The 13,206-nt window shown below is 63.4% G+C and carries 14 protein-coding genes; 9 read left to right on the top strand and 5 right to left on the bottom strand.

Features of this window, described 5'->3' with window-relative positions:
- The first annotated feature begins 49 nt into the window (after window positions 1–49).
- From AC0MRV_RS03755 to AC0MRV_RS03715, 9 genes are all read left to right on the top strand, one after another.
- Complete coding sequence (locus tag AC0MRV_RS03755; RefSeq protein ID WP_472763095.1) at window positions 50–919, top strand: DUF1365 domain-containing protein; 870 nt, start codon at window positions 50–52, stop codon at window positions 917–919.
- 89 nt (window positions 920–1,008) lie between these two features.
- The gene (locus tag AC0MRV_RS03750; protein WP_472763094.1) at window positions 1,009–2,307 is read left to right on the top strand and encodes a class I SAM-dependent methyltransferase; all 1,299 of its coding nucleotides are present in this window, start codon (window positions 1,009–1,011) and stop codon (window positions 2,305–2,307) included.
- Between the two features lie 6 nt (window positions 2,308–2,313).
- Window positions 2,314–2,727, top strand: coding sequence for a DUF1475 family protein (locus AC0MRV_RS03745; protein ID WP_472763093.1), 414 nt, complete (start codon window positions 2,314–2,316; stop codon window positions 2,725–2,727).
- Window positions 2,724–3,260 carry a DUF2062 domain-containing protein gene (locus AC0MRV_RS03740; protein WP_472763092.1) on the top strand — a complete coding sequence of 179 codons (537 nt, stop codon included), beginning with the start codon at window positions 2,724–2,726 and terminating at the stop codon, window positions 3,258–3,260. The genes AC0MRV_RS03745 and AC0MRV_RS03740 overlap by 4 nt, the downstream gene beginning before the upstream one ends.
- A complete protein-coding gene (locus AC0MRV_RS03735) occupies window positions 3,257–4,054 on the top strand; it encodes a DUF1295 domain-containing protein (RefSeq protein ID WP_472763091.1) in 798 nt (265 codons plus the stop codon). Before AC0MRV_RS03740 ends, AC0MRV_RS03735 begins: the two co-directional genes overlap by 4 nt.
- Window positions 4,051–5,058 carry an SAM-dependent methyltransferase gene (locus AC0MRV_RS03730; RefSeq protein ID WP_472763090.1) on the top strand — a complete coding sequence of 336 codons (1,008 nt, stop codon included), beginning with the start codon at window positions 4,051–4,053 and terminating at the stop codon, window positions 5,056–5,058. Before AC0MRV_RS03735 ends, AC0MRV_RS03730 begins: the two co-directional genes overlap by 4 nt.
- Entirely contained in the window at window positions 5,055–5,822 is a 768-nt protein-coding gene (locus AC0MRV_RS03725; protein WP_472763089.1) for a hypothetical protein, read from the top strand. Before AC0MRV_RS03730 ends, AC0MRV_RS03725 begins: the two co-directional genes overlap by 4 nt.
- A gap of 8 nt (window positions 5,823–5,830) precedes the next feature.
- Complete coding sequence (locus tag AC0MRV_RS03720; RefSeq protein WP_472763088.1) at window positions 5,831–6,778, top strand: glutathione S-transferase family protein; 948 nt, start codon at window positions 5,831–5,833, stop codon at window positions 6,776–6,778.
- A 229-nt stretch (window positions 6,779–7,007) separates the two neighbouring features.
- Window positions 7,008–8,228, top strand: a complete 1,221-nt coding sequence (locus AC0MRV_RS03715; protein WP_472763087.1) for an MFS transporter — start codon at window positions 7,008–7,010, stop codon at window positions 8,226–8,228.
- Window positions 8,229–8,293: 65 nt separating this feature from the next.
- Here AC0MRV_RS03715 and AC0MRV_RS03710 read toward each other — a convergent pair whose 3' ends face one another.
- The 5 genes from AC0MRV_RS03710 to AC0MRV_RS03690 form a co-directional block, all read right to left on the bottom strand.
- Window positions 8,294–9,010 (bottom strand): ThuA domain-containing protein, encoded by a 717-nt coding sequence (locus AC0MRV_RS03710; protein ID WP_472763086.1) that lies wholly within the window; start codon window positions 9,008–9,010, stop codon window positions 8,294–8,296.
- A 33-nt stretch (window positions 9,011–9,043) separates the two neighbouring features.
- Entirely contained in the window at window positions 9,044–9,847 is an 804-nt protein-coding gene (locus tag AC0MRV_RS03705; RefSeq protein ID WP_472763085.1) for a pseudouridine synthase, read from the bottom strand.
- Between the two features lie 302 nt (window positions 9,848–10,149).
- The gene (locus AC0MRV_RS03700; RefSeq protein ID WP_472763084.1) at window positions 10,150–10,692 is read right to left on the bottom strand and encodes a TlpA family protein disulfide reductase; all 543 of its coding nucleotides are present in this window, start codon (window positions 10,690–10,692) and stop codon (window positions 10,150–10,152) included.
- A 19-nt stretch (window positions 10,693–10,711) separates the two neighbouring features.
- Window positions 10,712–12,205: a glycosyltransferase family 2 protein gene (locus AC0MRV_RS03695; RefSeq protein WP_472763083.1), complete on the bottom strand. Its 1,494-nt coding sequence runs from the start codon at window positions 12,203–12,205 to the stop codon at window positions 10,712–10,714.
- 79 nt (window positions 12,206–12,284) lie between these two features.
- Window positions 12,285–13,187 (bottom strand): LysR family transcriptional regulator, encoded by a 903-nt coding sequence (locus tag AC0MRV_RS03690; protein ID WP_472763082.1) that lies wholly within the window; start codon window positions 13,185–13,187, stop codon window positions 12,285–12,287.
- Window positions 13,188–13,206: the final 19 nt, after the last annotated feature.

Here is a 13,206-nt window from a genome sequence, read left to right as displayed (position 1 = left end):
GCCGCGGGTTTGCGTCCCAATGCTTCCGCGGGCAAAACTTTGTGAATCCATGCGCTCCCGGATCTACGAATGCCATGTTATGCACGCTCGTTTCATCCCGCGCGCTCATCGCTTTGTCTACCGGCTCTTCATGCTGAGCCTGGACCTTGATGAATTGCCGCAGCTCGACCGCCAGCTGCGCTGGTTTTCTGTCGACCGCGGCAATCTCTACAGCCTGCGCCAACGCGATTTTCTACCGTTGGACGAAACCCTGCATAACCGCCACGAGGCGCCGGCGCTCCCGGCCGCCTCGACCGGCAACCTCAAGGAACGGGTGCTGGCCTTCCTGGCCGCCCACCACATCGATCCGGGCCCCGCGGCCCGCGTGCAGCTCGTCACCCTGCCCCGCATCCTCGGTTACCGCTTCAACCCGGTCTCCTTCTACTTCGTGCGCGACGCCGCCGACGAACCCGTCGCCGCCATCGCCGAGGTCACCAACACCTTTCACGAGATGAAGCCGTATTTGCTTTCCGGTGACATGCGCGAAGGCAACGCCTTCCGCCGCCGCACCCCGAAGCACTTTTACGTGTCCCCGTTTTCCGACGTCGATGTCGCCTTCGACTTCCGCCTGCGCGTGCCCGACGAACGGCTGTCCATTCAGATCGACGACTACGTGGGCGCGGACCGCACCCTCACCAGCACGGTCGCGGGTCCGGCCCGACCCCTCACCGACGGCGCCCTCGGCGGCTTCCTCTTCAAATACCCGCTGCTCACCCTGCGGGTCATCTTCCTGATTCACTGGCATGCCCTGCGCTTGTGGTGGAAACGCGTGCCCTGGTTCGCGAAAGCGGCCCGCGCCTCCGACCAGCGCGACCTCTACCGCCCCCACGCCTCGGTCCGCCGATCCGAAGCTTCCGCCCCAAGTCCTTCTCAATCCTAGGGTAAAATACCCCGAGTGATTTGACCCATTCGTCCGGCCGAATCCTGTCCGACCAACGGCCGCGTCCACTTCAACGCCACCTCATCATCATGTCGTCCCCCTCCACCGTCTCCGCCCAACCCACTGCGATCGCCCCGGAGCTCTTACGCACCTCCCTCAGCCGCCGCTTGGTGCTGGATGCCTTCGCCCCGATGCAACGCGGCTACCTGCAACTGGAGCTGCCGGGCGGCGAGGTCTTGGAGTTTGGCAACCGAGAGCTGGCACCGGCCCTGCCCTGCGGCCTCGCGTCGCACGCCGCCATCAAGATCAAGCGCGAGGTCTTTTTCCGCAAATGCGTGCTCTCCGGCGACGTCGGTTTTGGCGAAAGCTTCATCGACGGCGATTGGGAAACACCCGACCTGACCGCTGTGATTTCGTGGTTCATCCTCAACCTCGAGCATGCCCCCACCCTCTCCGGCTCGAAGCGCGCCGCCCGCGCCGGAGCCGTCAACCTGCTGCGCTTCGCCAACCGTCTCTTCCACCTCCTGCGGCCCAACAACCGCACCACCGCCCGCCGCAACATCAGCGAGCACTACGATCTTTCCAACGAGTTCTTCGCGCTCTTCCTCGACCCCTCGATGATGTATTCGGCCGCCCGCTGGCCGACGTCCGACCTCTCGCTCGCCGAGGCCCAGACCGCCAAGAACGACGCCCTTTGCCAGAAGCTCAAGCTGCAGGCCACCGACCGTGTCCTTGAAATCGGCAGTGGCTGGGGCGGTTGGTCGATCCACGCGGCGCGCACCTACGGTTGCCACGTCACCACGGTCACCATTTCCCAACAGCAGTTCGACCTCGCCACCGCCCGCATCGCCGAGGCCGGTTTGAGCGATCGCATCGAGGTCCTGTTGTGCGACTACCGCGACCTCACCGGCTCTTTCGACAAGATCGTCTCGATCGAAATGATGGAGGCCATCGGGCACCGCTATCTGCCTGCGTTCTGCGAGTCCCTGAGCCGCCTGCTCAAACCGGACGGCCTGCTCGCGCTGCAGTTCATCACCTGCCCCGACGATCGCTACGATGCCTTCCGCAAGGGCGTTGATTTCATTCAGAAACACATCTTCCCCGGGTCGCTCCTGCTCTCGCTTAACCGCGTGAACGACCAATTGGCCAAGGCCGGTGGTTTTGTGCTCAACTCGGTCGAGGACTTCGCCCACGACTACACCCGCACCCTCCAGCTCTGGCGCGAGGCATTCAACGCCCGCCTCGATGAGGTGCGTGCCCTCGGTTTCGACGACCGCTTCATCCGCAAGTGGACCTACTACCTCCACTACTGCGAGGCCGCCTTCGCCCTGCGCAACATCGGCGTCGTGCACACCCTGCACACGCGCGCCAACAACCTCGCGCTCTGACCCGCCATGCTCTGGGCCCTGCGACTGCTCTTCCTCGGCATCTTTGCCTCCATGAGCGGCCTCATCGTCTGGGCCAGCTTGGAGCAACCCATCTTCGGCATCCCGCCCGAGGTCACCGGCAACCCGTGGTTCATCGCCACGCTCTTCGACGCCTACTTCGCCTTCATCACCTTCTTTGTCTTTGTGGCGTGGAAGGAGCCCACCCTCGGCGCGCGTATCCTCTGGTTCATTACCGTGATCCTCTGGGGCAACTTTGCCATGGCCGTCTACATGCTGATCGAGCTCTTCCGCATCGATCACATCGACCGCCTGCGCGAGGTCTTCACCCAACAACGCGCCGGCCGCATCGGTCTGCCCCTCGGCTTCGTGATCGCCGGGGCCGTCGCCTACCTGCTCGGAGCCGGGCCGCTCTTCTCATGAACGCCGCCGAGTCCAGCGACTCGACGGCGACCGACGACGCGTCGCCCCCGCGGCGCGGCTTTTGGCAACGCCGACTCGTTGATCCCATCGCCCGCCAACTCACCCAGGGCGTCACGCCGGCCAAGATCAGTTTCACCCTCGCCATCTCCACCGTCTGTTCGCTCTTCCCCTTCCTCGGTTTCACCTGGCTCACCAACCTCATCGCCGGCGTCGCGCTGCGGCTGAACCAACCGATCATGCAGACCCTCAACCAACTGCTCACTCCCGTGCACCTACTGATGATCGTGGTCTACGTGAAGGCGGGCGAATGGATCTGGCAGGCCCAGGGCGAGCCGTTCTCGGTGATCGATATGCTGCGCAACTTTGCCGACCTCTCCCTCGGGGAGTTTCTCCAGAAATTTGGCTGGGCCGGCGTGCACGCGTTCACCTCGTGGGCGCTCACCGCACCGCTGTTGTTCCTCGTCACTTACCTGCCGCTCCGGCCCCTCATCAACCGCCTCGCCCGCCTGCGTGCCGGTGACTCCGCCGCATGATCTCGACGCTGTTCACCACCACTCTCGGCCTCATGGTCCTGTTCTCGCTCACCTACCTGTGGGCGCGCCGCATCAATAATTACGGCATCGTCGATTTCGTGTGGTCCTACAGCTTCGCCGCCGTCGCGTGGCACTACGCCCTCGCCGGCCACGGCTGGGCCGCCCGGGGTCTGGTCATCGCCTCCCTCGCCAGCATCTGGGGCGTGCGCCTCGGCAGTCACCTTTATCGCCGGGTCATGAGCCATCACCCGCAGGAAGACAGTCGCTACGTCCAACTGCGGGAGGATTGGAAAGCCAACTTTGGCCCCATGATGTTCGGGTTCTTCCAACTGCAGGCCGTCTCCGTCGTCATCCTCAGCGCGCCGCTGTTCTTCCCCACGCGCAACGCTTTCCCCGTCTTCAGCACCTGGGAACTCATCGGCACGACCATCGCGGTCGTGGCCCTGATCGGTGAGACCCTCGCCGACGCCCAACTCAAGGCCTTCGTGCGCAACCCGGATAACAAAGGCAAGGTCTGCAAGGTCGGCCTCTGGCGCTACAGCCGTCACCCCAACTACTTCTTCACCTGGTGCGTCTGGCTCGGCCTCGGCCTCTTCTCCTGCGGCTCGGCCTGGGGTTGGATCGGCCTGCTCGCGCCCGCCGCCATGTTGCACCTGTTGCTTAACGTCACCGGCGTGCCCATGGCCGAAGCTTCATCTTTGAAATCCAAAGGCGACGCTTTCCGCGAATACCAACGCGAAACCAACACCTTCTTCCCCGGCCCGCCCCGCCGCTCCGAACCCGCCGCACCATGATCGACTGGCTCCTCGAAAAGAACCTGCTCCCCGACGCACTCATTCGCGTCGGTATCCGCCGCCTGCTCGCCCAGCGCCTGCGCGACGAGTCCGGCTACAACGCCGCCGCCTACGTCGCCGATCTCAAGACGCGCGGCATCGCCGAGCAGACCGCCGCCGCCAACGAGCAGCACTACGAGGTGCCCACGCGCTTCTACCAACTCTGCCTCGGCGCCCGCCTCAAATACTCCGGCTGCTTCTACCCCAACGGCACCGAATCGCTCGACGAGGCCGAGACCCACATGCTCGACCTCTACGCCGAGCGCGGCGAGTTCACCGATGGTCAGGATATCCTCGAACTGGGCTGCGGCTGGGGCTCCATCACCCTCTACCTCGCCGCCCGCTATCCCGGCTCGCGCATCACCGCTGTATCCAATTCACGGACACAGAAGCTGCACATCGACGCCGAGGCCGCCCGCCGCGGCCTCAACAACGTGACCGTGATCACGGCCGATATGAACGAATTCGACATCACGCCCGCCGCCTTCGACCGGGTGATCTCCATCGAGATGTTCGAGCACATGAAGAACTACCAGCGCCTCTTGGCCAACGTCGCCCGCTGGCTGCGCCCCGGCGGCAAGCTGTTCGTCCACATCTTCACCCATCGCGAGCTCTCCTACCACTTCGTCGCCCGGGACAGCACCGACTGGATGTCGCGTTACTTTTTCACCGGCGGTCAGATGCCGGCCCACGATCTGCTCAGCCATTTCCAGGACGACCTCACGCTCGAGGCCGACTGGAAGGTCAACGGTCGGCACTACCAGCAGACCGCCGAACACTGGCTCCAGAATATGGACGCCCACCGCGAAGAGATCCTGCCACTCTTCGCCGAAACCTACGGCGCGAACCAAACCACCAAATGGTGGGTCTATTGGCGCGTGTTCTACATGGCCTGCGCGGAGCTCTGGGGCTACCGCAACGGCGAGGAATGGCTGGTGAGCCACTACCGCTTCGTGAAATCATGAAATCTCTCCGCCACGTCATCCCTTTCCTGACCTTCACATGCCTCGTTTTGCCGGTGGCGGCCGCCGATGATGCCGCGTTGCTCGACCGCGCCCTCCAAGCCGAAGCCGAACTCCGTTCGCAGGACGCCCTTGAGCTGTTCCTGCAACTCGAACAGCAGCGGCCCAACGATCCCGCCATCCTGCAGGACATCGCCCAACAATACTCCGACGCCATCGTTGATCTGACCGACGAGGACGAAAAGCGCCGCTACGCCGAGCAGGCCATCACCTACGCGCAGCGCGCCGTTGAGCTCGAGCCCGACAACGCCGTCAACGTCCTTTCGGTGGCTGTGGCCCGCGGCAAACTCGCCACCTACAGCGACAACCGCGCCAAGGTCTCGCTCTCGCGACTCATCAAAAAGGACGCCGAGCGCGCCCTCGACCTCGACCCCGACTACGCCTGGGCGCACCACGTGCTCGGTCGCTGGCATCGCGAAGTCGCCGACCTCGGTTCAGTCGCCCGCTTCTTCGTCCGCCTCATCTACGGCGGGCTCCCCGACGCGAGCTACGAGGACGCCATCGTCCACCTCGAACGGGCGGTGAAACTCGAACCCGGCGCCCTCGCCCATCACCTCGAACTCGGTTTTTCCTACCAAGCGGTCGGGCGCACGGAGGAAGCCCGCAAACAGTTGGAATACGGGCTGCAGTTGCCTTCTCAGAAAAAACACGACGAACTCGCCAAAGCCCGTGCGCGCCGCGAGCTCGATGCCACCCGCCAGACCTGAACCCGCCCGTGCCCGCCAGCTCCCAGTTTCCCGACGAACAAAACGAAGACGGTAACTTCGAACGTCAGGAAGATGCCTTCCGCGATTGGGTGCGCGCCGACGGCTCCACCGCCTACCCCGCCGCGACCGGGCGCTACCACCTCTATGTTTGTTACGCCTGTCCGTGGGCGCACCGCATCATCATCGCCCGCCAACTGAAAGGCCTCCAGGACGCCATCGGCATGACCGCCGTCGACCCGTGGCGCGACGACCGCGGCTGGCGCTTCCGGGAGGGCGATGGGTTTTCCGCCGATCCGATCAACGGATTCAAGTTTCTCCGCGAAGCTTACGAAGCCACCGATTCCGACTACCGCGGACGCTACACCGTGCCCGTGCTGTGGGACAAGGAGACCAAACGCATCGTCAACAACTCCGACGACGACCTGCTCCGCATGTTCAACTCGGAGTTCAACGCCTGCGCGCAGAATCCTGGGCTCGATCTCTGCCCGGTCGAATACCTCGACGAGATCGATCGGCTCAACGGTATCATCTACGAGAAGGTGAACAACGGCGTCTACCGCGCCGGCTTCGCCACGACCCAGGAGGCCTACGAAGAGGCCGCCCTGCCGCTCTTCGCCACCCTCGACGCTCTCGATGACCGGCTGTCACGCCGTCGCTACCTGATCGGCGGACGACTCACGGAGACCGACATCCGCCTCTTCGTGACGCTCATTCGCTACGACGCGGTTTACTACAGCCACTTCAAGTGCAACGAGCGCCGCATCGCCGACTACCCCGCTCTGGGCGCCTACCTGCGCGACCTCTACCAGCATCCCGGCGTCGCCGAAACCGTGCGCATCGATCACATCAAGACGCACTACTACGCGACCCACGATGAGATCAACCCGACCTGCATCGTGCCCATCGGACCGGATCTGGATTTCGAGTCGCCGCCCCGCCGCGAGCACCTCGACTGAGGCGTGACACCCCGCAATCTGCTTGCAGCTGCGTAGCCCCCCTGATGCCAGGGGCCGATCATTGTGGCGTGAACTCGTGACAAGCCCGTCATTGATGTTGCCCGCGCGGCTTCCTTTCCCCAGCAACGAGAGCGCTTTAACCCACCCCAACCCTTAATCCTACCCCTTACCCGCGCTACCCCGGCGCACTGCCGGACCAACGGCTACCTTCCCTGCTTCGCATTAAACCATGAGCAACCAAGTCAACCCCTCCAAACTGTTCTTCGCCGCGTGCATGTCGCTGATCGTGACCGCGATGACCTTCGCCATCCGCGCCGGCGTCCTCACCGAGCTGAGCCAGACCTTTGACCTCACCGACACTCAGCTCGGTTGGGTCAACTCGATGGCCTTCCTTGGCTTCCCGCTGGCCATGATGATCCTCGGTCTCGCCTACAACTACCTCGGCGCGAAGGTCCTCATGTATATTGCCTTTATCGGCCACGTGCTGGGTTTGGTGCTCACGATCACCGCCACCGGATTCTGGGGCCTGATCATTTCCACCTTCCTCATCGGCTTCGCCAACGGCTCGGTCGAGGCCGCCTGTAACCCGCTCATCGCGGACATGTATCCGAAGCAGCAGACCGCCATGCTCAACCGCTTCCACGTCTGGTTCCCCGGTGGCATCGTGATCGGCTCCCTCATTTCCCAGTTCATGACCAGCGCCAACATGGGCTGGCAGGCGCAGATCGGCATCATGCTCGTGCCGACCGCCATCTACGGCTGGCTCATCTTCACTCAGACTTTCCCCAAGTCGGAGAACATCGAGACCTCCACGGGCACCAACATCAAGAGCCTCTTCAGCCCGCTCTACCTGTTCATGATTTTCTGCATGACGCTCACCGCCACCTCCGAGCTTGGCACCCAGCAATGGGTTGGCCGCGTGCTCAACGAAACCGGCGCGCATCCGATGGTCCTCCTCGCTCTCTCGACCGGCCTCATGGCCATCGGCCGCCAATTCGGCGGGCCCCTCGTCCATCAGCTCAACGTCACCGGTGTCCTCTTGGTTTCGGCCATTCTCACCGCCATCGGTCTCTATATGCTGAGCACCGCGACGGGTGGCATGGTCTACGTGGCCATCGTGGTCTTCGCCATCGGCGTCTGCTACTTCTGGCCGAACATGATCGGCTTCGTGTCGGAATACCTGCCCAAGACCGGTGCCCTCGGCATGTCGCTCATGGGCGGCGCGGGCATGTTCGCCGTCTCGATCTGGAATCCCATCATCGGTGGTTGGATCGATGACAACCGCGCCGAGGCGATCGCCTCCGGTCTCACCGATGAGTCGGCCATCGAGCTCGCCGCCGGTCAGGCCACCCTCACCAACATGACCATGTTCCCGGTCGTCCTGGTCGTGGCCTTCGGCCTCCTCTTCGCCATCCGCGGCAAGTTGGCCAAGGGCGCCCACACCCAATAAGCGTCCCGGCCTCGTTCCTTCCTTCTCTATCAGCCCCGCCCCTCCGGCGGGGCTTTTTTATGGCCTCATTCCAACGGCGCCGTGTTCAGACAAATATCGGGAATCTGCACCATCGGCCGCAGCCAGCGCACCGCGTTGAGGATCACCCGCCGCACGTTGGCGTTGTGATACGACGGATACGTTTCGTGGCCGGGCCGGAAGTAGAAAACCCGTCCGTGCCCCCGCCGCCACGCGGCGCCGGAACGAAACACTTCGCCGCCCGAAAACCACGAGATGAACACCGTCTCGTCCGGCTCCGGGATGCCAAAGGGTTCGCCATACATCTCCTCGGTGAGCTCGAAATGCTCCGGCACCCCCGCCGCCACGGGATGCGAGGGCATGACCGTCCAGATGCGCTCCTTGTCGTCGTTCTCGCGCCACTTGAGTGAGCAGGTCGTGCCCATCAGCCGCTTGAAGGGTTTGGCGTAATGAGCGGAGTGCAGCACCAGCAGGCCCATGCCTTCCAACACTCGACGTTGCACGTCCGCCGCCACGGCATCGCTCACCTCCCCATGGTGGGCGTGACCCCACCACAGCAGCACATCCGTCGTCTCCAGGACCTCCGGGGGCAGGCCGTGTTTCGGCTCATCGAGCGTTGCCGTCCGCACCTCGATGTCAGGCTCCGCGCCCAGCAGCGCGGCCAGGGTGCCATGAATGCCCTCCGGATAAATCTCCGCCACCTTGGGCATCTCCTTCTCGTGGCGAAATTCGTTCCAAACCGTGACGCGTAGCGGCGAAGCCATGTGCGCAGCATCACGCCTGCATCGCGGTGCTGTCTAGCGCGCAAATTTGCGCAGGTTGCGCAGCGCCACCTCAAACGACTTTGGCCGCGGGGCCTCGAAGGTGACCGGTTCCCGCGTCGCCGGATGCCGCAGCGTGATTCGGGCAAGATGCAACGCCAGGCCTTCGATCATCGGCCGTTCTTCGGCCCGACCTTTGTAGCCGCGCTTGAACTGGGACAAGAGGAGTCGGACCTCCCGCAGCCCATGCACCTCATCACCCACGACCGGCGCACCGACCGCCGCCAGATGCGCCTGCACCTGCTGATCCCGGCTCGTCTCCGGCATCGCCTCGATCCAGGCCCAGCGACCACCGCCGAAACGCTCCCGCACCACCACCGCGGTGCGCGCCGGACGCCCCCCGCGCTTGCGATAGACATGCATCCGGCCCGGCACCTGCAGATCCGGACCGAGTCCGTAACTCACCTCAAATCGGTCCGGCAACCCGCCATCCGTCGCCCGCACCGGCGGCAGATCCGTGAGTTGCTGAAATTCGACTTCGTCACGCGCCACCACCACAAACCCCTCAAACACACGCCGCGCCACCTTGCTCTGAAATTCGCCACTCACGAAATCCAACGCGGCCTTCGTCTTCGCCAGCACCAGCACGCCACCGACCGCCGAATCAACCCGGTGAGCATTAATGAGCGTCAGACCATCCTCGGCTCGCCATGCCTGCCAATCGGCCAGCGTGGTTGATACCTTTGGCGGCACCCCTTTGCCGGACGCAACCGGCTGCCCGGGTGGTTTGTTCACCACCAACAGGTGTTCGTCTTCAAAAATGACCAAGGATGCGCTCAATTTCGCCCCACGTTCCGCGTTTCTGCCCTTCGGCGGCAATCGCTTTCCCTCTCAGAAATCCCTTTTTGAACAAATTTCTCAACCCCTCTCCCGGGTTGGCACGGCCGATGCAATACTCCCACTCACAAGCCGGCCCAGCCGGTTATTGGGGTTACATGGATGTTGGTTCCTAGAACCAACGAGAAAACAATGGGCCCGCCGTTAAGGGGTTTTCGGCGGGCCCTCCCCTTTTCCAAGGAGAGCCATTGCCGGACTGCTGAACAGCGCGGCCGCGCGCGGGAGCGAGCGGCTGAATAGCAAACTCAGAGCAGCGATCGCACGAGCGGCTCATACTCCGACCGATCCATGGCGCCGACTTTGCGATGGCGCACCTGCCCCTCCCGATCGATGAGAAAGGTCGTCGGAATCGCCTCGATGCCGCCAAAGGCATCGACCACCTCGCTGTCTCCCATCACCAGCGGGTAGTTGATGCCGTATTTCTCGGCAAAAGCTTTGACCACCGACGGACCCGCCCGATCCAGCGAGACCCCCACGATCACAACACCGTCGGCTTCAAGCGCCTGCTGCATCTCGACATAACCCGGGATCTCCTCCCGGCACGGTGGACACCACGTGGCCCAAAAATCTACCACCACCACCTTGCCGGCGAGCTCACTGGATTGCAGCGGTGTGCCGTCCAGTTTGGCCAACGCCCACGCTGGCGCGGCCCCGAGTTTTGGCAGCTCCGAGGCGGTCGCGGCCGGGGAATCGACGACAGCGACGTCCGTCTGTTCGCGGCTGCAAGCCGCGAAGGTCGCCAGGCCGAGGGCAAAAGAGAGGGAGAGGGTGAGTTTTTTCTTCATCATAAAGTGACTGGGTTGGAGCTTATCCGACCGCCGCCATCGCCGGCCGGCGCCAGAAACTTGGCCAGAGGTCGCTCGAGGACAACAGGGCCACGGCGATAAATCCGCTGCCTTTGATCGTGAGCGCGGTCGCCAGTTCCGCGTGACCGTGGCCGCCGAAGTAAAACGCGCCGCCCAGCAACACCGCGCCAAACGCGACCTCGATCACCGAGATCGCCGCAAAAAAGGTCCGGCTGCGCAGGCGGCTCAACAACCCGGCCGGCTTCGCCAAGTGCCCGCCCTTCGGGGTGCGCACAAACTCGCCACCATTGGAAAACAGCCCTTCGAAAAAGGCCGCGCACAGCGTCACACTCAACGCCAGTCCGAACGACAGCAGCGCCGGCGACACCGCCAGCCACAGCAGGCCTTCCCGCCATTCGCGGCGTTGCAGGAACTGCCCGGCCACATAAAACGCCACCGGCGCTCCCCCCGCCAGCAGCACAATGGCCGGATTGGCCAGATACCACCACGTGCCGAGCTGATCCGCCGCAAACCACAGGTAGGGCACGAACAGGATCGAAAAGGTGACGAGCAAGGGGTGCACGACTCCGATCGTGAGGTGCCACCATGCCTCGCGTTTGACTCGACCCGGCAAGGGCGCCGCCAGCACTTGGCCGAGCAACTTGCGCGCAACCTGAATACCGCCCTTCGTCCAGCGCCGTTGCTGGGATTTGAACGCGATCACGTTCTCCGGCAGCTCCGATGGCACCGCGTAGCGATGCAGGTAGACCAGCCGCCAGCCGCGCAGCTGCGCGCGATAACTCGCATCGAGATCTTCGGTCACTGTGTCGCTCGTCCATCCCCCCGCGTCCTCCAGCGCGGCTCGCCGCCAGATGCCCGCCGTGCCATTGAAATTAAAAAACAAGCCCTCCGCCGCGCGCGCCGTTTGCTCGACCACAAAGTGCGCGTCGAGAAACACCGCCTGAAACCGCGTGAGTAGCGTGCGTTTGCGATTCGCAAACTCCCAACGCGCCTGCACCACCCCCACGTCGCCCACCGCGAAGTGAGGCATGAGCCGCTCCAGGAAGTCCGCCTCCGGTCGGAAGTCGGCGTCGAAGATCGCAAAAAACTCCGCCTCGGTCTGCGCCATGCCCGCCCGCAGCGCCCCCGCCTTGTAACCGGCGCGATCGGTTCGCCGAATCACCGCAACCCGCCGCGCGAGGTCCGGATGCTCCGCCAACCAGCGATCGATGATTGCCGAGGTCTCGTCGGTGGAGTCGTCAAGAATCTGGATCTCCCACGCTTCATCCGGCCAGCGCAAGACCGTGACCTTCTCCAGCAACGCTTCGACCACCAGCGGCTCATTGAAGATCGGCAGCTGGACGCAGACTTTCGGCCACCGCGTGAGTGGCGGCACCGTCGGTTCCGGACGCGAGGCCGCCCGCCAGTAGAGCACCAGCATCTTCAACCGGTGCCAGCCGTAACAGGCCAGACCAATGAGCGTGAGAAAATAGATGACGGCGATCGTCGTGGGCATGCGCAGTGGGACAGAGTCCTGAACCTGCCGCTTTATGCCCGAAAAACAACGCCGGACGGCAAACCACCGCCCGGCACCGTCACTCCGCCTTCTTTTCGTTCAAGTCCATCCCCAGCGTATCGATGAACTTGCGCATGGCCGGCGTGAGCACACGGCCCTTGCGATGCAGGATGGCGAGCGGGCGGGTGAAATCCTTGCCCGCAAAATGCAGGACCTTGAGCGAACCCTGCTGCGATTCGCGCAACACCGTCGCCTGCGGCACGATGGCCACGCCGTGATCGATCTCCACCGCGCGCTTCACCGTCTCGATGTTGTCGAACTCCATCACCGGCTCCATTTCGATCTTGTTGTCGCGGAAAATCTGGTCGACCGCCTTGCGCGTCGGGATATCCGGATCGAAGCCGATGAACTTCAGCCCGGCCAACTCCGACAACTCCACCGCCGAGCCGCGCTTGGCCAGCGGGTGATCCGGATGCGTGATCAACACGAGATGATCATCGCGGAACGGCACCGCCTCGATCTGGCGATGCTTGAGCGGAAAGGCCACCAGGCCGAAATCGACCGAATTGTGCAGGATGTCCTCATACACGAGGTTTGAGCGCCGATACTCCACCCGCACATTCACCGAGGGGAAGTCATGCAGGAAGCGCTTGATGTAAGGCGGCAACTCGTGGAGCCCGATCGAGTAGATCGTCGCGATGCGGATCGTGCCGCTGATGACCTTCTTCATCTCCTGCAGCTCCGAGAGCAGCTTGTCGTAGCCGTGCAGCAACTCCTTCGAGGTCTCATACACCGCCTGCCCCTCGCGGGTGAGCTGAAACTGCTTTTGGCTGCGGTCGATCAGAAGCGTTTTGAAATGCTTCTCCATCGCGCGGGCCTGCTGGCTCACCGCGGACTGCGTGATGCCGTTGATTTTGGCGGATTTCGAAAAACTCTTCGTTTCGACCAGATCCGCGAAGACCTTGAAGTTCTCAATTTGCATCAGTAGCGAAAGGTTGAGT

It is taken from the genome of Actomonas spartinae, assembly GCF_051209155.1.
Taxonomy (GTDB): Bacteria; Verrucomicrobiota; Verrucomicrobiia; order Opitutales; family Opitutaceae; genus Actomonas.
This window is presented reverse-complemented; position numbering and strand designations above follow the sequence as displayed.

Excerpts from the sequence above, each read along its gene's own strand:
- AC0MRV_RS03755 (WP_472763095.1), top strand. The coding sequence starts at position 50 with ATGCGCTCCCGGATCTACGAATGCCATGTTATGCACGCTCGTTTCATC.
- AC0MRV_RS03750 (WP_472763094.1), top strand. The coding sequence starts at position 1,009 with ATGTCGTCCCCCTCCACCGTCTCCGCCCAACCCACTGCGATCGCCCCG.
- AC0MRV_RS03745 (WP_472763093.1), top strand. The coding sequence starts at position 2,314 with ATGCTCTGGGCCCTGCGACTGCTCTTCCTCGGCATCTTTGCCTCCATG.
- AC0MRV_RS03740 (WP_472763092.1), top strand. The coding sequence starts at position 2,724 with ATGAACGCCGCCGAGTCCAGCGACTCGACGGCGACCGACGACGCGTCG.
- AC0MRV_RS03735 (WP_472763091.1), top strand. The coding sequence starts at position 3,257 with ATGATCTCGACGCTGTTCACCACCACTCTCGGCCTCATGGTCCTGTTC.
- AC0MRV_RS03730 (WP_472763090.1), top strand. The coding sequence starts at position 4,051 with ATGATCGACTGGCTCCTCGAAAAGAACCTGCTCCCCGACGCACTCATT.
- AC0MRV_RS03725 (WP_472763089.1), top strand. The coding sequence starts at position 5,055 with ATGAAATCTCTCCGCCACGTCATCCCTTTCCTGACCTTCACATGCCTC.
- AC0MRV_RS03715 (WP_472763087.1), top strand. The coding sequence starts at position 7,008 with ATGAGCAACCAAGTCAACCCCTCCAAACTGTTCTTCGCCGCGTGCATG.
- AC0MRV_RS03710 (WP_472763086.1), bottom strand. The coding sequence starts at position 9,010 with ATGGCTTCGCCGCTACGCGTCACGGTTTGGAACGAATTTCGCCACGAG.
- AC0MRV_RS03700 (WP_472763084.1), bottom strand. The coding sequence starts at position 10,692 with ATGATGAAGAAAAAACTCACCCTCTCCCTCTCTTTTGCCCTCGGCCTG.
- AC0MRV_RS03695 (WP_472763083.1), bottom strand. The coding sequence starts at position 12,205 with ATGCCCACGACGATCGCCGTCATCTATTTTCTCACGCTCATTGGTCTG.
- AC0MRV_RS03690 (WP_472763082.1), bottom strand. The coding sequence starts at position 13,187 with ATGCAAATTGAGAACTTCAAGGTCTTCGCGGATCTGGTCGAAACGAAG.